The following is a 21,668-nucleotide window of genomic DNA, read 5'->3' on the forward strand; positions in this document are numbered from 1 at the left end:
GATGCTCAGCGAAGGGCTTTTTTATGACATCGTTCGTCAGGCGTTGTGGGTTGCGGTCATCACATCCGTCCCGATCCTTGCCGTGGCGCTGGTTTCTGGCCTGATTGTCGGTCTGTTCCAGGCGCTGACCTCGATTCAAGAGATGACCCTGACTTTCGTTCCCAAATTGATCGCCATTGTCGTCGTGTTCTGGATTTCGATGGGGTTCATGACTCAGACCCTTGTTACGTTTTTTACCGGAACGCTTGTTCCCTTGATTGCAGGAGGCCGCTGATGGACACGGCTTACGTCACCCTGTCCCGCCAGTCCGGGCTGATGAATGAAATGCGGCTGGTGGCGAATAACATCGCAAACGCCAACACGACCGGATATCGCCAGCAAGGGCTGGTGTTTTCGGAATACGTGCGGGACATGCCGAACAATCCGTCCCTCTCCATGAGCCGGGCCGAGGCGCGTAACACATCGTTGCAACAAGGCGTTCTTACGGAAACCGGAGGGCAGTTTGATTTCGCCCTCGAAGGGGACGGGTTTTTCATGGTTGAAACCCCGGATGGTAACCGTTTGACGCGCGCGGGCAGCTTCTCGCCAAACGCCGAAGGCGATCTGGTTGCGATGGATGGCGCACGCGTTCTGGATGCCAACGGTGCCCCGGTCTTTATCCCGCCCGATGCAGCTTCGATTGATGTCGGTAGTGATGGAACGTTGAGTGTCAACGGCCAGTTTCTGGGCCAGTTGGGCGTTTTCAATGTTACTGATCCGCAGGAGCTTGTCCGCGAAGGAAATACGCGGTTTCGTGCCAACGGTGCGATAGACCCGGTCGATGAACCCATTGTTTTGCATCGCTTTCTCGAAGGTTCAAACGTCAATACCATTCAGCAGGTGACCCGCTTGGTGGAAATCCAGCGCGCGTATGAGCTGGGGCAAAGTTTTCTTGACAGCGAAGACGAACGCGTGCGCGGGGCGCTCAAGGCGCTGATGCGCTGAACGGTATAAGGAGAGTTTGACATGCGAGCCCTGAAAATTGCCGCCACCGGAATGACCGCGCAACAGATGCGGGTCGAGACGATTTCGAACAACCTGGCAAACATGAACACCACAGGCTACAACGCCCGCCGGGCCGAATTTGCCGATTTGCATTATCAACAGATGGCGCGCGCCGGAACTGTAAACGCCTCGGACGGAACAGTATTGCCAACGGGTATTCAACTTGGTCTGGGCGTGCGGCCCGCAGCTGTTACCGTGCAACTGGAACAAGGTGCCTTGTCAGCCACCGGCAGTGATCTGGACGTGGCGATCGAGGGGCGCGGATATCTGGAAATCACGTTGCCCAGCGGTCAGTCCGCGTATACACGTGACGGCAGCCTCAAGCGGTCGGCAGAAGGTCTGATCGTCACCTCCGACGGTTATGCGGTTTCGCCGGAACTCACCGTTCCCGACGACGCAAGGTCAATTTCAATCAATGCCGCGGGCGAGGTCTATGCATATTTCGACGACTCTCCCGAGGGGCAGTTGCTGGGTGAGTTTGTCTTTGCCAGCTTTTCGAACGCCAAGGGGCTGGAAGCCATTGGCGGCAATCTGTTCACGGAGACCGAGGCGTCGGGTGCCCCGGTACTGGGAACACCGGGAAGTGATGGGCTGGGCACATTGCGGCAGGGCTATCTGGAAGACAGCTCGGTCGATGCAGTGCGCGAGGTAACCGAACTTATCGAGGCGCAGCGCGGCTATGAGATGAATGCCAAAGTCATCTCGGCAGTGGATCAAATGATGAGCGCGACAACGCAGGTGCGATGATGCGAGGACTCGGCATGTACTTGGCACTCCTGGCTCCAATTGCAGCACAGGCTGACATTGTGGTTCCAACACGCACGATCCGGGCCAAGGAAATCATTTCCGCAGCGGATTTGAGAACAAGCCCGACGGATGTCCCCGGCGCAGTGGCTGACCCTGATTTTCTGATCGGGCAAGAGGCGCGGGTGGCACTTTATCCAGGCCGGCCGATCCGAATCACTGATGCAGGACCCCCCGCCATCGTTGACCGCAACGATCTGGTCGTCCTGATATTCGACCGCCAAGCCTTGTCGATAACTGCGGAAGGCCGCGCCTTGGGACGCGGTGCTGCCGGGGACCGCATCCGGGTCATGAATCTGTCGTCCAGAACAACTGTAACCGGCCAAATCCGCGCGGATGGCCAAGTCGAGGTTAAGTGATGACCGGACTGTCGAAAACTCTTCTTCTTATAGCTTTGTCGTTGGCCGCGTGTGGCCGTCTGGATCATCTTGGCAAGCCGCCGAGTTTTACACCAAGTGAAGAGTCTCCCGAGCAGGTTGCCATGCTGTGGCCGGGTCTGCCCTTGCACACGCAACCACAACGCACTGTTGACCGCTCATCTCTATGGAGCGGAGGGCAGCAATCGTTGCTGGGCGACCAGCGGGCGATCAAGAAAGGTGACATACTGACAGTGGTCATCGAGCTGGATGAAAAAGCTGAGATATCAAACAACACCAGACGGTCCAGGTCGGGCTCGGAAAACCTTGAGGTTCCTGGCCTCTTTGGCTTGCCCCAGCGCGTACAAAAGCACCTACCTGACGGGGCATCGCTGGATGATGCTGTGTCAATCGAAGCGGATTCCTCAAGCTCCGGGCGGGGATCTGTGAGGCGAAACGAGAAACTGACGCTGCGTGTCGCCGCGACGGTCCTAGATGTTCTGCCGAACGGGGTTCTTTCGATTTCCGGCTCGCAGGAACTGCGGGTCAATTTTGAGCTGCGCGAGCTTTTGGTGGCCGGGTATGTGCGTCCTCAGGATATCTCGCGTCAAAACGAAGTTACCTACGACAAGATCGCCTCGGCGCGAGTGTCTTATGGTGGAAGAGGTCAGATTACGGATGTTCAGCAACCCCGATACGGCCAGCAAGTTCTTGATTCACTCTTGCCGTTCTGAGGTGCGACCATGATAGCAAAACTGATTCCAGTCGGTTTCCTGATTATCGGCCTGGGTGCGGGTGTCGGTGCCGCGCTGTTTTTGTCACCTTCGGGCAAGCCCGACAAAACAACCGCCGAAAAAGAAGTGGCAAAAGAAGAGAAAGCCGATCACGGGAAGTCTGAAAAGTCCAAGGAAAAAAAGCCCGCCTATGGGTACTTAAAGTTGACCAAGCATTTTGTCGTTCCGGTGGTTGCGGACGACGAAATCGAGGCGATGGTCACTTTGTCCCTCAGCCTTGAGGCGAACACAGCAATTGAAGAAACGTTTTATTCCATTGAACCCAAGCTGCGGGATGGCTTTCTTCAGGTTCTGTTTGATCACGCAAATACCGGGGGTTTTGATGGGACGTTCACCGAATCCCGAAATCTGGATGTCTTGCGTAAGTCCCTGTTGGAAGAGGCAAAAAAAGAACTGGGTGAAGATGTTTCAAAAGTGCTGATCATGAGCGTGAACCGTCAAGATACCTGACGAAGTTCGCTTCACGGTGCGGATCCGGCCAGCATTAACGGGTTTGCTTTCGGGCAACGGCCTGCCGATGGCTTTTCAGCTGCTGCTCTCGCAGGGTTGCGACGGCTTGTTTGCGTCCAAAAGCAATTCTGAGCGCCTCCATACCGGCAAGTTTCTGAGCGCGCGTTTGGGCAAGTCGCATGTTCAACGCGCGGCGCGTGGCAGATTCCCAGCCACGCCAAAGAATGTCGCCCCCCGATATCTGATATCCTTCAGTCAAACCGCTGGCTTTGCGCATCTGGTCAAGCTGATGATCCAGTTTCGCCAATTGGTGCTGAATTCTGACCTCGGCCTCGAGGATCGGGCGGAGTGTCTGAAATTGCTTCTGGAAACCGACGTCGGCTATTGTTTCCAGTCCGCTTAACTGAGTGTCCTTCATCGGATCTGCTCCTTTGCACGTTTCCGAATCGCTTCGGCGAACCTGATTGCAGCGGCAACGGGGCGATAATGCTCTTCGGCGATCTCCTGCCCGATGTTGACAGTTGCGTGAAGCGCACGCGCCGTCGGAGGGTCCGAGTGTATAGGAACGCCAGCCTGACCCGCAGCAGAACGGATGGAAGAGGCCACTGCATCCGTACCCTTGGCGACACAAACAGGAGCACTGCCTGTAGCCCTCGACCATTTCAGCGCAACGGCAAAATGGGTGGGATTTACGATGACAACATCCGCGCCCGGAACATCTGCCATCATCTGGCTCGAGGCGATCTCCTGTGCACGTTGACGTCGGTGTTGCTTTACATACGGGTCGCCTTCGGCGTCCTTAGTTTCATCCTGGAGCTCTTTACGCGACATGCGGTTCTTGCGCATGTGCTCGGCGTATTGCCACAGAAAGTCGATTACGCCGATGCACAGGGCGATGGCAACCACAATGAACAGGAAGCGAAACAACAGGTTCATCATCAGCAGTATGGATGACGTTGCCGGGGCCGCGCTGGCAGACAGAATTTCGGCCAGGTTCGACTTGATGAAAAGTGCGAGGCACAGGCTGTAGATCACCAGTTTGGTTGTACTCTTGGCAAACTCGAACAAACCACCGCGCCCGAACTTGTTTTTTGCATTCGAAACAAGGGATATCCGCGAAAGCTTTGGCTTCAGTTTGCTGGGGGCGAACACCAGCGTGCGCTGAGCAATCAGGTTTAACAGAACGGCCACCGCTGGCAGGCAGAATAACAAGGCAATGGGTGGCAATGCGCTACTCAGAATTTCGGCAACCGTTGCTGCCGCAGGTCCGGTTTTCAGAAGGTTCGCGATCTGGTCGGATTGGTCCATAAGGACCATGAGCAGAGTTCCCAATTGCGCTACCGCGTACTGCCCTGCCGCCAACAATGCGATCAGCAGTCCGGTATATGCCGCGACTACCGACAAGTCGTTGGACTTGGGAACTTCACCCTTTTCACGGGCTTTCTGGAGCTTTTGCGGCGTCGGCTCGTATGACTTGTCGCTGTCGTCATCGGCGCCGCTCATCGCTGGTCTCCGATTGGGTTCATGAAGAAGGCAAACAGCGCGTCCGACCAAACAGAGAGGATCAATGGTGCACCCGCAAACAGCAGAAACAGCCCTGCAAATGTTATTGCTGGCGCGCCCACAAAGGCAACCATCAGTTGCGGCATGGCCCGGTTGATGACCCCAAGTGCGAGGTTGTAGATCAACGAGGCGATGACGAATGGCGTTGCCAGCGAGAAGGCCAACACAAAGCTGCGTGAGATTTGTTGCACACCCCAATGGGACAAATCCGGCGCGCTTGGTGCCAACCCCATGGGAAATAGGGCATAACTCTGGATCAAAAACTGCGCGGCCCGAACGTGCAAGCCCATGATGACGGCAAGCGTCACCCCCGCGATCGTTAGCAGATATCCCATCGCCGGAACAGGATCAGCGGCCGCCGCGCCAAGCAATTGTGACAATGACGTGGATTGTGCGGCGATAGATCCGGCTGTTTGCAGCGCCAAAACAAACAGCCGCAGCCCTGTTCCAAGCGCCAGTCCAATCAGGATTTCTGTCCCAACCAGCCGTCCCAGTGTCCAAAGGCTGGGAGACAGGTCTAAATGTTGAATTGTCGGAAAAATGATCAGGGTAAAGGCGACGGAAATCCCCAGTTTCATCCGCGTTGGAATGCTGCGTTCACCGAATGCGGGCAGCAGTGAAACCAGAGCAGAGACGCGCAGAAAAACCGCAAAGGCCGGCCAGAGCGGTTCGGCCAGCTGCGTCAACAATTCTGGCGGCAACGCGATCACGCGGGAACAGTTCCTACCAGCGCGGGTTTGGCTTCCAATCCGATTTCCTCAAAGGACAGAACCGGGCTTGAAACGCCGCGCGCATACATGATCGTACGCAACAATCGGCGTCGCCGGGACGAGGTCACGACCGCAGGAAACAGACCGTTATCAGCAGATCTGGCGATGCTGCTGACCATGCCGTCGGCCAGCTTGTTAAACAGGTTCGGCGGCAGTGCGACATCCAACCCGGCGCTGGGCGCGTCGACCTGATAGGTGGTGAACGTTTCTTCCCATTCGGGAGCCAGTTGGATAAGCGGGATTGAACCGTCTTCGCGCTTCATGTCTGCGACCAGCTGAAATCCGAGACGCTGGCGCACCAATTCGCAAATGGTTTCGGGTTGGGTGGTTGTCAGCCGTGCCTGGGCCACACTTTCAAGGATCAGGGCCATGTTCCGGATCGAAACCCGTTCCTCCAAAAGTAGTCGTAGAACGGCGTGCAATGTGTCGATCGGAACTTTGTCGGGGATCAATTCATCCAGAAGCTTGCGGTTTGCCTCAGCCCGTACCGGGTCGCTCAGGCGGGTCATTTCGGTCAGGAGGCGGCGCAGGGATTTCAAGGTCAGCAGGCGTGAGAAGTTCTGTTTGATAATTTCAAGCAGATGCGTTGCCAGGATCTCGGGCGGTGAGACTATGGTGGCCCCGTTCAACGCCGCGTCCTCCTGATGTTTGGGCAGGATCCAACGGGCAGGCGCGCCGTAAACCGGCTCCGTCACGTCGTTGCCTTCGGGCAACAGATCGAACCCGTCCTGAACCAGAGCCAGAACCAGATCGGGGTTCAGAACGCCGCGCGCCTGTTCGACCCCCTGAACCTTGATCACATAGGTTCCGGTTGGCAGGTCGGCTCGATCAGTCAGACGAATTTCGGGCAGGATCAATCCGAAGGTGGACGCCACGTAGGTGCGCATATTGGCGATGCGGGCATCCAACCCGGTCCCGGGATTCAACACCAGACTTACCAGATCAGGTGCGAATTCAAGGTGCACGTCATCCAGATCCAGAATATCACCAATAGCCTGCGAGAAAGGCACCTCGGTTTCGGTCGCCTGCGAATGCAATGACGGGTCCGTTTCTTTCTGCTTTTTCCGAATTCTGTAGGCCGCATATCCAAGCACAGCTGCACCGAGGATGAACGGCAGGAAAGGCAGGCCGGGCACCAGCGCAAACAGGACCATCAGAACTGCCACGGTAGACAGCGCCGCCGGATGCCGCCCGAGTTGGGAGAAAATGGCATTGTCAGTGGCACCCTGTGTTCCGCCGCGCGCCAGCAGCAATGCAGAGGCAATCGAGATGATAACAGCGGGGATCTGCGAGACCAGACCATCACCGACGGTCAGGATTGCATATGTCTCGAACGCCGAAGACACCGGCATTCCGTGCACGATCACCCCCATGACCAAACCCATAACAAGGTTCAAAAGAGTGATCAGAAGACCGGCAACGGCATCACCTTTGACAAATTTCGACGCACCGTCGAGCGAGCCGAAGAACGTTGTCTCCTGCTGTTCGCGTTCCCGCCGATCCTTGGCTTGCTGATGGTCGATGGCCCCGGCTGACATGTCGCTGTCGATGGCAAGTTGCTTGCCCGGCATCCCGTCCAGTGCAAAGCGAGCGCCCACTTCGGCCATACGGGCGGCCCCTTTGGTGATGACCATGAAGTTCACGATCAGCAGCACCCCGAATACAACAAGACCCAGAAAGATGCTGCCGCCCATGACGAAATTGGCGAACCCTTCGATCACGTCACCCGCTGCGTTGGGTCCGGTATGCCCCTGACCGATGATCAGTTTGGTTGACGAGACGTTCAGCGACAGGCGCAACATCAGCGATGCCAGAAGAATCGTTGGGAAGGATGAGAAATCCAACGGACGCTCGATGAACAGCGTCAGTGTGAAAATCAGGATGGCAAGCGCGAAAGAGGCGGCTAGCCCGACGTCCAGCACCCAGGCGGGCATGGGCAGGATCATCATGACGATGACGGTCATCAGCGCCACTGCCAACAGGACAGTAGGTGAAAACAGGGACCGGATGTCAAACTGGGGCACGCAGGTATCCTAATTGAAAGGGATGAAAGCAGTTGCTGTGCTATTGGTCGGGACCAGAGAGCCCAGGGAAGTGGTGGCGGGTGTGGCCACTAGCATCGGAATCAAGGGCGCTGCGGCCCTTGTGAACGGATCGAGTGACATACGAGAAAACCCGTGTGAGGACGGGTTGTCCAACTGGGCCATCACTGTCTGGAACCGACCACGATAAGCCTTGGCCAGAGCATTCGTGCGGGAATGGTAGGCCCCGGCCGCAGCCGACCACGAACCAAGCTCGAAATAAAGGTCTTTCAGGAAGCGGGCAGCATAGGTCGCATTTTCATCCGGATCGAACATCGAATCGATCGAGCGGAAGGCATTGCCATGCCATCGATAATTGACCTGAAAACACCCGACGTCAAAGCTACGAGAGCCCGCTTTGAAAATATCGAAAACATAGGCCTTGGCCTCGGCCTCGGACTTGAACCAATACCCCTGGCCTTCGACATTTATAGTCCAGGGCCAGGGCTGCAACATTCCGCCAACTGTTCGCCCGGTTTCAACGCGTGTTATGGCGCGCAGTACATCCAGCGGAACATCTTCGGACAGTGATGCACGGCGCGCGGCCTGATCACAAAGCCCGCCTGTTGGCACATTGTGCATGGCGGTACCCGCCTGCGCCAACAGCACATGCAGTATCATGAAAGCAATCGGTATTCTGTGAATTGGCATTCTGCCGGTCCGGGATTCTGGTGTTCCCGGCCAAGCTAGACACCGATCGGTTTACAGAGGGTTATCGCGGCCTCAATTTCGGTCGATCCTGCGCCCGAAAACAACGCTTGTATTGGTGCGCAGGACGCCAGGGATCTTCGCCAGATCGTCCACCAGAATGTCCAGATCCTCCAGCCTCGGGGCATCTGCGGTCAGCATCAGATCGAATTCGCCATTGATCGACAGGCACAGTTTGACCTCGGGATAGGCCTCGAGCCGTTTAAGGATTCGGTTGGTTTCCTTCTGCTGCACTTCCAGCATAACGATGACCTGCACTTTAGGCGTGTCTTCCGTGGACCCAAGGCGCACGGTGTATCCCGTGATTACGCCGCGATGTTCCAGCCGACTGATCCGTTCATGCACAGTCGTGCGAGCCACACCCAGCGAGGCCGCGATCTGCGTGGTCGAGGCACGTGCATTGGCTTGCAGGGCGGCGATAATACGACGGTCAAGCTGGTCCATTGGGGCTCCGGTTTGCGGCAAGTCCGGGTTTAGATCAGATTGACGCCCTTTCTCAAGGCTCACGCGGCATGCGTGGGTGCAGATCATCGATAATGATCGGGTGCGCGTGCGGGCCTACCCCGGCCAGATGCGGATGATCGGTCGGCAGATCGGGGTGATTGTGAACAACCGGTTCCTGATCGTCACGCGGCCAAAGGCTGACTGCTACAATCACACCCGTCATGGACAGAATAGACATACTGCCGAGCGCGACAGTCGGTCCATAGACGGTCATTATCCACCCAGCCAGCGGATAAAGCACCAACCAGCAGCCATGCGACAGAGTAAACTGTGCAGCAAAGACAGCGGGGCGGTCTTCAGGATGGGCCGAACGGGTCAACAAACGACCCGAAGGCGTAAGGGTTGTAGAATACCCAAAGCCGGTAAAGGCCCAAAAAACGGCAAGGACACCCAGCGTAAGCGGGATCGTCGCGGTCAGAACCGAGGCGACGGCCATAGCGCCCGACGCAAGAATGGCTCCGGACAGCATAACCTTGCGATCCTCGATCCGATCCAGCAGGCGGGGCAGAGTGAACGCCGCAAGCATCGACCCGCCCCCAAATCCGGCCAGTGCAATGGCCACGGCGCTTTCGGACAGGCCAAGCGTGGCCCGCACGATGACCACTGTGTTGACGATCACCATCGAACTCAGCGCTGCCGCGCTCCAATTGAGTGCAAGCAGCCCACGCAGCCGGGGCGTTTTCAGGTAGATGCGAATTCCGCGTGTCGTGCGGTCATAGATTCCGCGTGGTTTGCTGGGCTTGGGCGAGGGCAGGGCGACCGAGACAACCAGAAATGCCGAGGCAACAAACCCCAGCGCTGTGCCCCAGAACAGGCTGTTGAAGCTGACCAGCAACAGAAGTGCCGCGGCAAACATCGGGCTCAGCAGGCTTTCCATGTCGTAGGCCAGACGTGACAGAGACAAAGCGCGGGTATACTCGTTTTCATCTGGTAAGACGTCCGGGATCGTCGCCTGAAAGGCGGGCGTGAACCCGGCCGAGGCGGATTGGAGCACGAAGATCAGCACATAGATTTGCCAGACCTCGGTCACGAAAGGCAGGCATACGGCGACTGCGGCGCGGATCAGGTCCAGAAAAACCAGCATTTTCCGACGGTCCAGCCGTTCGGCAAAAGCGGCGGCCAGGGGGGCCACGGTGACATAGGCCACCATCTTGATTGTCAGCGCGGTGCCCAGCACAAGGCCAGCAGCGTCTCCGGCCAGATCAAAGGCCAGCAGCCCAAGCGCGACTGTGGCCAGCCCGGTTCCGGTCAGGGCGACGATTTGGGCGGCAAACAGGTGGCGGTAGGTCCGGTTTTTTAGAATGCTCAGCATGGTTCAGAGGTATTTCGTGATGGCTTTAAAATCCTCGATCCCGCCGCTATCGCCATCAGAAGACAGGCAATGGTCGATGTGATCATGGATCAAGGCGCGCTTGGCGTTGGTGACCGCTTTTTCAACGGCAAACAGCTGTTGGGCGATGTCAGAACAGGGCGCCTGACCTTCAAGCATGGCAATGACCTTTGCCAGATGCCCGTGGGCCCGTTTCAGCCTTGCCGTGATATGCGGATGCGACTCGGGGGGTAAATTTGTCATGATGTATCCCTATCCCCCCCATGAGGATATTGTCAATCCTGTTGCGGGGATCTGCCCGTGACTTTTGGACGGCGTTGAGTTTATGGACCAAACCGCCTATCTCGGAGGCGATATCGCACAAAGGAATAATCGGGTGGCGAACCATTTGTACAAAAACGACCTGCCGGACGGGTTGGATCTGGGCCCCGTTGTGGCCATTGACTGTGAAACCATGGGTCTGAACCCACATCGTGACCGCTTGTGTGTGATTCAGATGTCGGGTGGAGACGGCAACAGCCATATCGTGCAGGTGGAAAAAGGCCAGACAGAGGCGCCGAACCTATGTGCCATGCTGGAAAACCCTGACGTACTGAAGCTGTTCCATTTCGGGCGCTTCGACATCGCCGCCCTGTACCATACCTTTGGTGCTCTGGCCGCGCCGGTCTATTGCACCAAGATCGCCAGCCGCCTGGTGCGGACCTATACCGACCGGCACGGGCTCAAGAACCTGTGTCAGGAACTCATCGGTGTCGATATTTCCAAACAGCAACAGATGAGCGACTGGGGCGCAGTCTCACTTACAGACGCTCAATTGGATTATGCTGCGTCAGACGTACTCTATCTGCATCAGCTGCGCGATGCGCTAAACATTCGTCTGGTTCGCGAGGACCGGACTGAAATGGCGCAGGCCTGTTTTGACTTCCTGCCGATGCGTGCGAAACTGGACCTTGCCGGTTGGCCCGAAACGGATATCTTTGCGCACTCATGACCGATACCGAAGCATTCCTGAGAACCGCCCGTCAGGTGGTCATAGACGAAGCCCGCGCGCTGGACGTCCTTGCCGACAGTTTGGACAAGCATTTTGCCGAAGCGGTGCAACTGATCCTTCAGGCCACCGGGCGCATCATCATCAGCGGTATCGGCAAGTCAGGCCACATAGGTCACAAGATTGCGGCCACGCTGGCCAGCACCGGAACGCCTGCCTATTTCGTGCATCCGGCAGAGGCCAGCCATGGGGATTTGGGCATGGTCTCCAAAGGTGATGTGGTTCTCGCGATCTCGAATTCGGGAGAGGCACCGGAACTTGCTAATCTGCTGGCCTTTACGCGCCGCTTTGGCATTCCGCTGATCGGATTGTCCAGCAAACCTGACAGCACATTGATGAAACAGGCCGACGTACATCTTCTGATCCCGTCGATGGGCGAGGCTTGTGGCTATGGTATGGTGCCGTCGATTTCCACGACGCTGACCCTTGCCATGGGCGATGCATTGGCGATTGCCCTTATGAAATACCGCGATTTCCGACCCGAGGATTTCCGCGCCTTCCATCCCGGCGGCAAACTGGGTGCGCAATTGAGTACGGTACAGGATTTGATGCATGTCGGAGAGGCCCTGCCTCTGGTTGCGGCGCATACTCCGATGAGCGATGCGCTGATCGAAATCAGCCAGAAGGGGTTTGGTGTTGCTGGTGTAACGGACCCGCAGGGTCAGTTGGCCGGGATCATTACAGACGGTGACTTGCGGCGCCACATGGATGGGTTGCTGAACAAAACGACCGAGCAGGTAATGACCCCCAACCCCACAACCATATCCCCGGGTGCGTTGGCGGAAGAAGCGGTCGCGATCATGAATGACCGTAAGATCACCTCGCTCTTCGTGGTTGACGAGGCTACATCAGGTCAGGCTTTGGGGCTGCTTCATATCCACGACTGCCTGCGTGTCGGTCTGGGCTGAGGGAGGCTGAAGTGGACAGATATTCCCGCATGGTGCAGTTCCTTAAGGTGCTGTTGCCGCTCGCGGCTATTGTGATGTTGTCCACGGTATTCTTGCTGTCCCGCAGCATCGAAACAAACGTATCCGTGCCCTTCGCGCAGAAAGACATTGATGAGAGACTGGAACAACAGGTGGTAACGCGGCCGGATTACCGCGGAACGACCCGCAAGGGAGAGACCGTGCATATCGAGGCTGTGCAAGCCAGGCAGGGCACCGAGGCGTCGGTTCCGACCGCGTCCGAGTTTCGCGGCCGCTTTGGGCTGCTCAATGGCGGCACAATTTCCCTGGATTCGAATTCCGGCCAGATCCGTCCGGATAGTGGAACAGCAACCTTTGTTGGTGACGTGGTCATCACCACGGCGGATGGTCTCAAGGTTACGACGGATCTGCTCAATACCTCGTTGGATGAAGTCCGGGGCGACACGCCGGGGCAGGTGAACGGAACCGGTCCGATCGGTAACTTTTCTGCGGGGCGTATGACCTTTGGCACTGAAAAAACGGACGGGCCAGTCCATATTGTTTTTACAGATGGTGTGAAGCTGGTATACGAGCCTGAAAAAGCAGAAAGATAACTTGTGTTCGATTTTCGATTTGTTCCTTTGTGCCTCGCGTTGATCGCGGGCGCCGCGCCCGTGATCGCGCAGGAGGCGCAGGTGGCTTTTGGGTCCGCGAATGCCGATCCGAGCCTGCCGGTCGAGGTGACATCGGAAACCCTGAACGTCAATCAAGAGGACGGATCGGCCGAGTTCATCGGGAACGTTATCGTCGTGCAGGGTGAAATGCGCCTGACAGCCGAACGCGTGCTGGTTATCTACAATCAGGAACGCTCGGCGATCGAGCGAATGGAAGCGACCGAGAATGTGGTTCTGGTCAGCCCGCCGGATGCAGCGGAAGGCGACTGGGCTGAATACAAGATCGGTTCGGGTGAGATTGTCATGAAGGGCAATGTCCTGCTGACACAGGGCCCCAGCATCATCAGTGGCGATCAGATGAACGCCAACCTGACTACGGGCACTGCGACCATGACCGGGCGGGTCAAAACGATCTTGCAGCAGGGAAACAACTGATGGCGCGTCCCGACCTGAAACTGACCGAGGGCAGTTCCGGGCTGCGCATCGAGAAATTGCGGAAGTCCTACAAAAAAAAGACGGTGATCCGCGATGTCTCGATGACGTTGGGCCGGTCCGAAGTGGTAGCGCTGCTGGGGCCGAACGGGTCAGGTAAGACCACAACGTTTTATTCAGTTGCGGGACTTGTATTCCCCGAGGCGGGAAAAGTCACGATAGACGGCCAGAATGTGACTACTTTGCCGATGTACCGGCGGGCGCGGATGGGGATCGGCTATCTACCGCAGGAGATGTCGATCTTTCGCGGCATGAGCGTCGAGGACAACATTGCTGCCGTTCTGGATATCACGGTCTCTCATGCGCATAAGCGCAAAGAGCGTTTGGAAGAGCTGCTGTCGGACTTCTCGATCGAACACTTGCGCCGGGCCCCGGCATTGGCGTTGTCAGGCGGCGAGCGCCGCCGGGTCGAGATCGCGCGCTGTTTGGCCGCAGACCCCAAATACCTGCTGCTGGATGAACCGTTTGCAGGCGTTGACCCGATCAGTGTCGGGGATATTCGCCATCTGGTCGCGGATCTGAAAAAACGCGGTATTGGTGTGCTGATCACCGATCACAACGTCAGGGAAACGCTGGAAATTGTCGACCGGGCCTATATCCTGCATGACGGTCAGGTTTTGATGTCCGGCACACCTGATGAGGTTGTCGAAAACGAGAATGTGCGCCGCGTCTATCTGGGCGAGAATTTCCGCATTTCATAATCTTGCGCGGAGTTGTGCCAATTGCATGGCGGAAATCGCGTATATACACATCTGTTTTGATTGACTCTTCCCTCGTCTCTTGCCTCAATTGGCTTATGGCATTTACCCGGCTCCAGTCTGGATCTCGATGTCCCTTCTTCGAAGGGCTGGAAACAAGGCAACCGCGGAAAATGTCTCGACCCCCCACCCGATAAAAACAAGCTCGTCGCGTTTCGCGGCGTCAGAATGGGTGTGAATTGTGAAGGAGATCACATGCGTTACCAAATCAGCGGAAAACAGATCGACATCGGTGCGGCGTTGCAGACACACGTGCAGACCGAACTGAATGAGGTCGTGGGCAAATATGCGCAGCGGCCTACGGATGCAAACGTCGTCTTTTCCCGTTCGGCGCATGAATATGTATGCGAGACAACAGTGCACCTGTCCACTGGCCTGACGGCTCAGGCCAAAGCCCATGCAACCGAGATCTACGCGGCATTTGAGGCATGCTGTGATAAAATGGAAAAACAGTTGCGTCGTTACAAGCGTCGCCTGAAGGACCACCACAAGGATCGGGTCGAACCGGTTGAACTCTTTGGGGCGTCCTCTTATATCCTCGCTTCTAACGAATCGGAGTCGGCCGATGAACCCGAATCGCTTCAGCCAATGATTGTGGCCGAGATGGAAACAAAAATCCCATCTTTGAGCGTCGGAGAGGCCGTTATGCAAATGGAACTTGCCGGTGCGCCAGTACTGGTGTTCAGAAATGAAAACAAGGACGGATTGAATGTCGTTTATCGTCGCGATGACGGTAATATCGGCTGGATTGATCCGTAACAGGCAAGGATACGGGGCCGCGCCCGCTGATGCGGGTGCGTGCCATGGAGCGTGATCATGGAGCTTTCGAGCATACTGAAGCCCGAAGCGGTGCGTGTTTTGTCCGCGGCTTCCAGCAAGAAGCGGCTGTTTCAGGAAATCGGTGACGTCGCCGCGGCGACGCTGGGTATCGATCCTCAGGAAGCGGTTGATTTCCTGCTGGAGCGGGAAAGCCTTGGACCGACCGGTGTCGGCCATGGTGTGGCGTTGCCACATGCGCGCCTGCCCGATCTTGATTCGGTGTCAGGTGTTTTTGTCATGCTTGAGAAGCCGATCGATTTCGGTTCGGTTGATCGCCAGCCTGTGGACATTGCCTTCGCGCTGTTTGCACCGGAAGAGGCGGGCGTTGATCACCTCAAAGCTCTGGCTCTAGTGTCTCGCACATTACGGGATACTTCGGTTTGCACCAAGCTCCGGGCGAACCCTGATCCGGTAAAGCTCTATGCGATCCTGACCGAGGCGCAGTCTATGCAAGCCGCCTGATTAACAAAAAAGCCCCCGAAAACCGGGGGCTTTTTTCTTTCCGTTTGGCCGGATCAGCCGCCGGTTCCCATTTCCAGCGTCCACCAGATTTTACCACCGCCTTCCTGATGCCAGGCGAATCCCATTTGGGTGGCCTTGGCGTCCATTATGACAGCCCTCGGTCCGGGTTCCTGCATCCAGGCGGCAAGCGTTTCAGTCTCGGTCTCGTAAGTTTCGGAAATGGCTTCCCCCAGAAACGTGCCGAAATAGCCAACACGCGCTGCCCGGTCGATCGGTGATGAACCGTCTGAACCAAAGTGCCAGGGCCGGTTCTGCCGCGACATATCCTTCGAATGAGTCGCCGCCGCTGCGTTCAGCTGCGCGTTCAGCTGTACGGGCTGCAATCCCTGGGCCTGACGCAAGGCATTGACCGAATCAAGCATGCGGAACTGCAGCTTTTCCGGATTGCCGCGGATCTTATATACGGTCGGCAATGGGCGACCATCAGATCCCAGGGTGGTTGAGCCAGTGTTGGTACATGCCGCAAGCGCGACAAAGCAAATCAACAGTAAAGAAACGATGCGCGTCATGTTCGACCTGATTATTGTATCACAACAGGGCATAGCGTGCCTGCTTGTTCTGAGCAAACGCGCAATGGCCACAACTTGCGTGATTCTGCCGGTTTGGTTTGCGACTGAAGCATTCTGGCCATAGAATGCCTCTGATTTCAGACTTCACCAAAACACAGGACCCGTTGTCATGGTAAAAAAGCGCATTCTTTCGCCTACCCGCAGGGGATTTCTAGCAGGGGCTACCGCCACTCTGGCGACACCGGCACTGGCGCAGTATATCCCAGGCGACCCGCTACGTCCCGCGCCCGAGAGTGAACCAGCGGTTCGCCGCAACGTATCCGGGTTCCGGGCATTGGATTGGCAACCGTATTTCTCGAACACCAGAAATGGCGCCATATTGGTCGATACCGTCTCAAGAGCGCTGCATTATTGGTCGGATGATCAATCGGTGTACAAATTGTACCCGTCGTCGGTTCCGCTGACCGAAGACCTTACCCGGCGCGGGCGCACCAGTGTGATCCGCAAGGTCGAAGGCCCGAGCTGGTCTCCGACGCCGTCGATGAAAAAGCGAAATCCGGAATGGCCGGACTATATTCCTCCGGGTCCTGATAACCCATTGGGAACACACGCTTTATACCTGAGCTGGAAGTACTATCGCATTCACGGCACCCATGATACGCGTAAAATTGGTCGCAGATCGTCGAATGGATGCATCGGCCTTTTCAACGAAGACATCGCCGAGCTGTTTTCGATGGCAAAGGTTGGCACGCAAGTGTTGCTAATATGACGACATTTTTGTGTGCGAAGCCGCTTACAGGTCAAGTTGCAATTGCATTCCCGCTCTAATGCTGATTAGAAAAAACTACGAGGTAAGTCTTAGATGTGCGGCTCCGGATATTGGAACCGTGCAAATTCTGGAGGTTAATATGAAGAAACTCGTTCTCGCCGCAGCTCTGACTGCAGCAGCTTCGACTGCATATGCTGGCAACCTGAATGAGCCGGTTGTTGAAGCACCAGTTGTTGTTGAAGAAACTCAGGGTTCGTCGCAGGGCATTCTGCTGCCGCTGATCCTGCTGGTCGTTGTTGCTGCTGCTGTTGCTGCAAGCTAATCCGACACGGAATTCATGAAAAAGGCGGTGGAGCAATCCACCGCCTTTTTTAATTCCAACAGGTCTTCAAGCCTGTTGCGCGCCGAAGGGATACTGACGCGCCAGTATCAAGCCGAGCCTGACGTTCTCATAAGAGATTTGGCTTGTGTTCTGGAAACGCTTTACGCCAGCCACCCGCGCAGATTGTCTTCGATCACCTTTCCAAGTGCTGTGATATGGGCATCGTCATCGTTAAGGCATGGAATATAGGTAAACGTCTCGCCGCCTGCTTCTTCGAAGCTCTCTTTGATTTCTTCGTTAATCTCTTCCAGCGTTTCGATGCAGTCCGCAGAAAACGCCGGGGCAATAACAGCAATGTTCTTTTTGCCTTGCTTCGCCAGGTCGGCCACGTGATCCACAGTGTAAGGTTTCAACCATTCTTCGGGGCCAAAGCGCGACTGGAAGGTCGATACCAATTGATCATCCGCCCAGCCCAATCGCTCCTTTAACAGCCTCGTCGTTTTAGCACACTGACAGTGATAGGGATCGCCCTGCTGCAAATACCGCTCGGGCATCCCATGATATGAGCAGACCAGAATGTCGGGTTTTGTTTCCATAGCCTCGTATGCACGTTCAACTGACTGTGCCAGCGCATCGATATAAATAGGTTCATCGAAATAGGCCGGAACGGTTCGCGTGGCGGGCTGCCAGGCTTCGTCCATCAGCGCGCGAAAGAACTGGTCGTTGGCGGTGGCCGTCGTTGCGCCAGCGTATTGAGGGTAAAGCGGAAAGAACAAGATGCGATCGCACCCTGCCGCTACCATCTCGCGCACTTTGGATTTGGTCGACGGGTTGCCGTAACGCATACAGAAATCGACCATGACCTGATCACCGTATCGTGCGTGCATGGCCTGGCTCAGCTTGGCAGTCTGGTCCTTGGTGATGGTCATCAGCGGGCTTTCGCCCTTTTCCTGATTCCAGATTGATTTGTATGCCTCGCCGGAACTGAATGGCCGTTTAGTCAGGATGATCGCCTGCAGAATCGGCTGCCATTTCCACTTCGGATAATCGATGACGCGCTGATCCGACAAAAACTCATTCAGATACCGACGCATCGGCCAATAGGTGTAATCGTCCGGCGTGCCCAGATTGGCCAGCAATATGCCGACGCGCCCCATCCTGATCTTGGGGTGATCCGTAGGAGCATGAGCGGGTCGCGTGGCATCAAACATATGAGGCTTCCTGAATTTCTTGCGTTAGGGCCTGAAATAAGGGGATTTGGTCGCGCGTCAATCGGGCAGTTTGCCCTCGTCGGTGCGCAAGGCGTCAGCCAAACGTGTTTGCGCCGACCCGGGACGCAGTGGCTTTGGTTGACTGTCGTGGGGGGCCCATCCCGTCAGGCAGATCAGTTCGAACGTGGCTGCCAGGCGCCCGGACCCCGTGGTGAAATGAGTCGCGTAGACGTTTTGCGCGGTTTCAAATACTGCGCGTTTGGTCGGGTGTTTCAGGCGCGCGGATAACGCATTGGCCTCACCCATATTCCGCAGATCGTGCATCAGGTGCCAGATGTCACGGTACTCAGCCGTGAGTGTCACCGAGTCTGCGACGGGCAAGGCCAGACCGGCCCGCTGCAACAAACCGCCCATGTCCCGCAGCTCGGCCATTGGAGCGATGCGGGGGCTGAGGCCACCGGTAACGTCAATCTCGGCCTGACCCAACGCCGCGCGCAATTCGTGCAGCGTTTCGCCGCCCAGACAAACAATCAGCAACAACCCATCGGGCTTAAGCGCGCGGTGGCATTGGATCAACTGACCTACCGGATCGTTTGCACAATGCAGTGTCATGGCGTGGATCACCAGATCATGTGCGCCGGGTTGCAGTGCCAGCACGTCGTTATCCGCAACGATCGAGGCTTCGGGAAAAGCGTCCGTCCAAAGCTGTGGGTAGGCCGTCACGATCGCTGCCGCCGTAAAGGTTTTGTTAACCATGGAGAGCCGATCCTGAACCTCGTCCATCGCGACGCGGTGCAGAAAAAGGGCGTCATCCTGCACGCGGTTGCGATGACGCAGAATGGCGGCACGGTCAAAAAGTGAGGATGCAGTGGGTTCGGGCAGTTTCATAACTGGCAAGTATCGTATCGCGCAACGGATTCAAACCGCACTTGCGCTGATTTATCCACCACGTTGCATGGGGTGCGGCGACCTGACCGAGTCCGATTTTGGCCTGTGTGGCCCGTGCTGGCGGGAAACGCCATTCATTGGCGGCACGGTCTGTGAAAGTTGCGGTCTGCCCCTGATCGGAGGGCAGGACGAGTTTCGGACCGAGTGCGATGATTGCCTGAAGACCGCGCGCCCCTGGAGGGCAGGCCGCGCCGCGCTTTTGTATGACGGCAAGGCGCGGTCACTGATCCTGGCGTTGAAACATGGTGATCAGCCCGAACTGGCCCGCCCTGCCGCGCAGTGGATGGCGCAGGCAGGGCGCCCATTGCTGCGAGCGGGTATGGTGATTGCTCCGGTTCCTCTGCATTGGTCACGCTTGCTCAAAAGGCGATACAACCAGTCAGCTCTCTTGGCGCAGAACCTGGGGCGTGAGACAGGATTGAAATGCGTGCCCGATTTGTTGATTCGCAAAAAAAAGACGCCGGTGCTGGACGGCAAAACAGCAGCCGAGCGGGCACAGATCTTGGAAGACGCGATATGCCTTCAACCCCGAAATGCCCGCCATCTAACTGGCCGGAACGTCTTGCTGGTAGACGACGTGATGACGTCCGGGGCAACACTGGCCGCATGCACTCGGGTCTGTCAGGCGGCGGGGGCAAATCATATTTTTGTGTTGGCTCTGGCGCGCGTTGCTAAGAATGCCTAATTCGCCCAAGATTGCGCGAAATCCGAAGGGAACGGAAAATGAAGTCGGTAGAGATCTATACATCGCCACTGTGCGGGTATTGTCATGCAGCCAAACGCCTTCTGAAGCAGAAAGGTGTTGAGTTCAAGGAAATCGACGTGCTGATGCACCCCAAACGCAAACCTGAAATGATTCAACGTGCCGGAGGCAAACGCACGGTCCCGCAGATTTTCATCGGCACCACGCATGTCGGCGGTTGCGATGATTTGTACGAGTTGGAGCGTCAGGGCAAGCTTGACCGTCTGCTTGCGGCCTGATGAAAACCGCGCTGCTGCAAGTCACCTCGTCGGACGATCCGGCTGAAAACCTCGGGATGGTACGAGGCCTGATGGCTGAAGCGGCAGAACAGGGCGCCCGCTTTGTTCTGACGCCAGAGGTTACGAATTGCGTTTCGACCAGCACCACACGGCAGCGCGCGGTTTTACAACATGAAGAAGATGACATCACCTTGGCGGGCCTGCGCGAACAGGCTGCTGATCTGGGTGTATGGCTTCTGATCGGCTCGTTGGGGCTCAAGACTCATGACAATGACGGTCGTTTTGCCAACCGCTGCTTTATGATCGGACCGCAAGGTCAGATCGTGGCGCGGTATGACAAGATCCATATGTTCGATGTGCAGGTCACCGAGACCGAGACGTTCCGCGAATCAAAGAATTACCGCCCAGGCGAAAAAGCGGTTATCGCCGAAACGGATTTCGGCAAGGTTGGTCTGACCATCTGTTACGATATCCGCTTTCCATATTTGCACGCGGCACTGGCGGAGGCGGGCGCGCGCATTCTGACCGTCCCGGCCGCGTTCTCGCCGGTCACGGGTGCCGCGCATTGGGAGGCCTTGCTGCGCGCACGTGCAATCGAAACCGGGTGCTGGGTGCTGGCCCCGGCCCAAACTGGGGAACATCCAAAAACCGGCGGTAAAACACGCTATACTCACGGTCACAGCATGGTCGTCGACCCGTGGGGAAAGGTGCTGATCGACGCAGGGACCGATCCAGGCATTCACATTTTCGATTTGGATGATAGTTCTGTAACTGAGGCACGCCGACGTGTCCCTTCACTGCACCACCGCCGATCCTTCGACGGACCCTGACAGAACGGAACAATGACAGACGACACCAATGCCCTTGCGGTCACGCTGTTCAGCGAGATCCTGACCGCCGACCAGCTATTGCGGAACCGGCTTAGCCGCGTGCTGCCCAAGGGCATGGAAATCTCGCATTTCTCGGTTCTGAACCACCTGGCTTTTGTCGCGGATGAGCGCAGCCCGGCGCAGCTGGCCAACACGTTCCACGTCACCCGCGGCGCGATGACCAACACCTTGGCCAAGCTGGAATGGGCCGGATACATCCACATCCGACCCGATTGGGACGATGCCCGCCGCAAGATGGTGGCGATCAGCCCCGCCGGTAAACGCGCGCGGGATCAGGCGATTTCCTCGATTGCCCCGTTGATCAACCGCGTGGTCGGAGAGTTGGGGGACGACCGTGTTCGTTCGACACTGCCGGTGCTGCGGGATTTGCGGTTGCAGTTGGAGCAAGGTTGAGACGCAAGATCACGGCCGTGATT

At 56.8% G+C, this 21,668-nt stretch carries 30 protein-coding genes; 19 read left to right on the plus strand and 11 right to left on the minus strand.

All coding sequences use genetic code 11. From position 1 onward, the window contains the following. The first annotated feature begins 1 nt into the window (after position 1). Genes AC2FLZ_RS09315 through AC2FLZ_RS09340 form a run of 6 tightly spaced genes read left to right on the plus strand, consistent with a single transcriptional unit; the run spans position 2 to position 3,448 of the window. Complete coding sequence (locus tag AC2FLZ_RS09315; RefSeq protein ID WP_171621143.1) at positions 2–274, plus strand: flagellar biosynthetic protein FliQ; 273 nt, start codon at positions 2–4, stop codon at positions 272–274. Further along, complete coding sequence (locus tag AC2FLZ_RS09320; RefSeq protein ID WP_496882111.1) at positions 274–984, plus strand: flagellar hook-basal body complex protein; 711 nt, start codon at positions 274–276, stop codon at positions 982–984. The genes AC2FLZ_RS09315 and AC2FLZ_RS09320 overlap by 1 nt, the downstream gene beginning before the upstream one ends. Before the next feature lie 21 nt (positions 985–1,005). Next, positions 1,006–1,791, plus strand: a complete 786-nt coding sequence (gene flgG, locus AC2FLZ_RS09325) for a flagellar basal-body rod protein FlgG (RefSeq protein WP_480555282.1) — start codon at positions 1,006–1,008, stop codon at positions 1,789–1,791. Next, complete coding sequence (gene flgA, locus AC2FLZ_RS09330) at positions 1,791–2,207, plus strand: flagellar basal body P-ring formation chaperone FlgA (protein ID WP_496821795.1); 417 nt, start codon at positions 1,791–1,793, stop codon at positions 2,205–2,207. Before flgG ends, flgA begins: the two co-directional genes overlap by 1 nt. Next, on the plus strand, positions 2,207–2,938 hold the full coding sequence (gene flgH, locus AC2FLZ_RS09335) for a flagellar basal body L-ring protein FlgH (protein ID WP_480474757.1): 732 nt from the start codon (positions 2,207–2,209) through the stop codon (positions 2,936–2,938). The genes flgA and flgH overlap by 1 nt, the downstream gene beginning before the upstream one ends. A gap of 9 nt (positions 2,939–2,947) precedes the next feature. Then, positions 2,948–3,448: a flagellar basal body-associated protein FliL gene (locus tag AC2FLZ_RS09340; protein WP_496882112.1), complete on the plus strand. Its 501-nt coding sequence runs from the start codon at positions 2,948–2,950 to the stop codon at positions 3,446–3,448. A 34-nt stretch (positions 3,449–3,482) separates the two neighbouring features. On the opposite strand, the gene AC2FLZ_RS09345 is transcribed toward AC2FLZ_RS09340, so the two are convergent. From AC2FLZ_RS09345 to AC2FLZ_RS09380, 8 genes are all read right to left on the minus strand, one after another. Next, complete coding sequence (locus tag AC2FLZ_RS09345) at positions 3,483–3,866, minus strand: hypothetical protein (RefSeq protein ID WP_496882113.1); 384 nt, start codon at positions 3,864–3,866, stop codon at positions 3,483–3,485. After that, positions 3,863–4,951, minus strand: coding sequence for an EscU/YscU/HrcU family type III secretion system export apparatus switch protein (locus tag AC2FLZ_RS09350; protein ID WP_496882114.1), 1,089 nt, complete (start codon positions 4,949–4,951; stop codon positions 3,863–3,865). The genes AC2FLZ_RS09345 and AC2FLZ_RS09350 overlap by 4 nt, the downstream gene beginning before the upstream one ends. Beyond that, a complete protein-coding gene (locus AC2FLZ_RS09355) occupies positions 4,948–5,721 on the minus strand; it encodes a flagellar biosynthetic protein FliR (RefSeq protein ID WP_496882115.1) in 774 nt (257 codons plus the stop codon). Before AC2FLZ_RS09355 ends, AC2FLZ_RS09350 begins: the two co-directional genes overlap by 4 nt. Further along, positions 5,718–7,745: a flagellar biosynthesis protein FlhA gene (gene flhA, locus AC2FLZ_RS09360; RefSeq protein WP_496882123.1), complete on the minus strand. Its 2,028-nt coding sequence runs from the start codon at positions 7,743–7,745 to the stop codon at positions 5,718–5,720. Before flhA ends, AC2FLZ_RS09355 begins: the two co-directional genes overlap by 4 nt. A gap of 69 nt (positions 7,746–7,814) precedes the next feature. After that, a complete protein-coding gene (locus AC2FLZ_RS09365; protein WP_496715557.1) occupies positions 7,815–8,513 on the minus strand; it encodes a transglycosylase SLT domain-containing protein in 699 nt (232 codons plus the stop codon). 72 nt (positions 8,514–8,585) lie between these two features. After that, positions 8,586–9,014, minus strand: coding sequence for an Lrp/AsnC family transcriptional regulator (locus AC2FLZ_RS09370; RefSeq protein ID WP_480474766.1), 429 nt, complete (start codon positions 9,012–9,014; stop codon positions 8,586–8,588). Between the two features lie 52 nt (positions 9,015–9,066). After that, positions 9,067–10,386, minus strand: a complete 1,320-nt coding sequence (locus tag AC2FLZ_RS09375; RefSeq protein WP_480474767.1) for an MFS transporter — start codon at positions 10,384–10,386, stop codon at positions 9,067–9,069. Between the two features lie 3 nt (positions 10,387–10,389). Further along, positions 10,390–10,647 carry a metal-sensing transcriptional repressor gene (locus AC2FLZ_RS09380; protein WP_496882116.1) on the minus strand — a complete coding sequence of 86 codons (258 nt, stop codon included), beginning with the start codon at positions 10,645–10,647 and terminating at the stop codon, positions 10,390–10,392. 133 nt (positions 10,648–10,780) lie between these two features. On the opposite strand from AC2FLZ_RS09380, the gene AC2FLZ_RS09385 reads away from it, so the two are divergent. The 7 genes from AC2FLZ_RS09385 to AC2FLZ_RS09415 all read left to right on the plus strand — a co-directional run bounded on the left by AC2FLZ_RS09385 (position 10,781) and on the right by AC2FLZ_RS09415 (position 15,562). Then, positions 10,781–11,395: a ribonuclease D gene (locus AC2FLZ_RS09385; protein WP_480474769.1), complete on the plus strand. Its 615-nt coding sequence runs from the start codon at positions 10,781–10,783 to the stop codon at positions 11,393–11,395. Further along, a complete protein-coding gene (locus tag AC2FLZ_RS09390; protein WP_480474771.1) occupies positions 11,392–12,360 on the plus strand; it encodes a KpsF/GutQ family sugar-phosphate isomerase in 969 nt (322 codons plus the stop codon). The genes AC2FLZ_RS09385 and AC2FLZ_RS09390 overlap by 4 nt, the downstream gene beginning before the upstream one ends. A gap of 11 nt (positions 12,361–12,371) precedes the next feature. Further along, complete coding sequence (gene lptC, locus AC2FLZ_RS09395) at positions 12,372–12,971, plus strand: LPS export ABC transporter periplasmic protein LptC (protein ID WP_480520011.1); 600 nt, start codon at positions 12,372–12,374, stop codon at positions 12,969–12,971. A gap of 3 nt (positions 12,972–12,974) precedes the next feature. Continuing rightward, on the plus strand, positions 12,975–13,466 hold the full coding sequence (locus AC2FLZ_RS09400; protein ID WP_480555273.1) for an LptA/OstA family protein: 492 nt from the start codon (positions 12,975–12,977) through the stop codon (positions 13,464–13,466). Then, positions 13,466–14,224, plus strand: coding sequence for an LPS export ABC transporter ATP-binding protein (gene lptB / locus AC2FLZ_RS09405; protein ID WP_480474775.1), 759 nt, complete (start codon positions 13,466–13,468; stop codon positions 14,222–14,224). The genes AC2FLZ_RS09400 and lptB overlap by 1 nt, the downstream gene beginning before the upstream one ends. A gap of 252 nt (positions 14,225–14,476) precedes the next feature. Further along, positions 14,477–15,040 carry a ribosome hibernation-promoting factor, HPF/YfiA family gene (gene hpf / locus AC2FLZ_RS09410; RefSeq protein ID WP_480474777.1) on the plus strand — a complete coding sequence of 188 codons (564 nt, stop codon included), beginning with the start codon at positions 14,477–14,479 and terminating at the stop codon, positions 15,038–15,040. A 57-nt stretch (positions 15,041–15,097) separates the two neighbouring features. Then, positions 15,098–15,562, plus strand: coding sequence for a PTS sugar transporter subunit IIA (locus AC2FLZ_RS09415; protein ID WP_267363095.1), 465 nt, complete (start codon positions 15,098–15,100; stop codon positions 15,560–15,562). A gap of 53 nt (positions 15,563–15,615) precedes the next feature. On the opposite strand, the gene dalA is transcribed toward AC2FLZ_RS09415, so the two are convergent. After that, positions 15,616–16,131: a divisome-associated lipoprotein DalA gene (gene dalA / locus AC2FLZ_RS09420; protein WP_209507204.1), complete on the minus strand. Its 516-nt coding sequence runs from the start codon at positions 16,129–16,131 to the stop codon at positions 15,616–15,618. A 169-nt stretch (positions 16,132–16,300) separates the two neighbouring features. Between dalA and AC2FLZ_RS09425 the strand changes: the two genes are divergently transcribed. Together AC2FLZ_RS09425 and AC2FLZ_RS09430 are read left to right on the plus strand one after the other, a co-directional pair. After that, positions 16,301–16,900: a L,D-transpeptidase gene (locus tag AC2FLZ_RS09425; RefSeq protein ID WP_480474779.1), complete on the plus strand. Its 600-nt coding sequence runs from the start codon at positions 16,301–16,303 to the stop codon at positions 16,898–16,900. 139 nt (positions 16,901–17,039) lie between these two features. Continuing rightward, entirely contained in the window at positions 17,040–17,222 is a 183-nt protein-coding gene (locus AC2FLZ_RS09430; protein WP_480474781.1) for a hypothetical protein, read from the plus strand. Positions 17,223–17,383: 161 nt separating this feature from the next. Here the strand turns inward: AC2FLZ_RS09430 and hemH are convergent, their stop codons facing one another. Both hemH and AC2FLZ_RS09440 read right to left on the minus strand, forming a co-directional pair. After that, entirely contained in the window at positions 17,384–18,433 is a 1,050-nt protein-coding gene (hemH, locus tag AC2FLZ_RS09435) for a ferrochelatase (RefSeq protein WP_480555271.1), read from the minus strand. A 57-nt stretch (positions 18,434–18,490) separates the two neighbouring features. Next, the gene (locus AC2FLZ_RS09440) at positions 18,491–19,321 is read right to left on the minus strand and encodes a methyltransferase domain-containing protein (RefSeq protein WP_496715556.1); all 831 of its coding nucleotides are present in this window, start codon (positions 19,319–19,321) and stop codon (positions 18,491–18,493) included. Between AC2FLZ_RS09440 and AC2FLZ_RS09445 the strand changes: the two genes are divergently transcribed. The 4 genes from AC2FLZ_RS09445 to AC2FLZ_RS09460 are packed head-to-tail and all read left to right on the plus strand — an operon-like array spanning position 19,302 to position 21,645. Beyond that, positions 19,302–20,066 (plus strand): double zinc ribbon domain-containing protein, encoded by a 765-nt coding sequence (locus AC2FLZ_RS09445; protein WP_480474784.1) that lies wholly within the window; start codon positions 19,302–19,304, stop codon positions 20,064–20,066. The two genes, AC2FLZ_RS09440 and AC2FLZ_RS09445, sit on opposite strands and share 20 nt — an antisense overlap. 38 nt (positions 20,067–20,104) lie before the next feature. Beyond that, positions 20,105–20,362: a glutaredoxin 3 gene (gene grxC, locus AC2FLZ_RS09450; protein ID WP_480474786.1), complete on the plus strand. Its 258-nt coding sequence runs from the start codon at positions 20,105–20,107 to the stop codon at positions 20,360–20,362. Further along, a complete protein-coding gene (locus AC2FLZ_RS09455; protein WP_480520003.1) occupies positions 20,362–21,192 on the plus strand; it encodes a carbon-nitrogen hydrolase family protein in 831 nt (276 codons plus the stop codon). Before grxC ends, AC2FLZ_RS09455 begins: the two co-directional genes overlap by 1 nt. A 12-nt stretch (positions 21,193–21,204) precedes the next feature. Next, the gene (locus tag AC2FLZ_RS09460) at positions 21,205–21,645 is read left to right on the plus strand and encodes a MarR family winged helix-turn-helix transcriptional regulator (protein WP_480474789.1); all 441 of its coding nucleotides are present in this window, start codon (positions 21,205–21,207) and stop codon (positions 21,643–21,645) included. The last annotated feature ends 23 nt before the right edge of the window (positions 21,646–21,668 follow it).

It is taken from the genome of Ruegeria sp. YKSF131 (assembly GCF_059612645.1).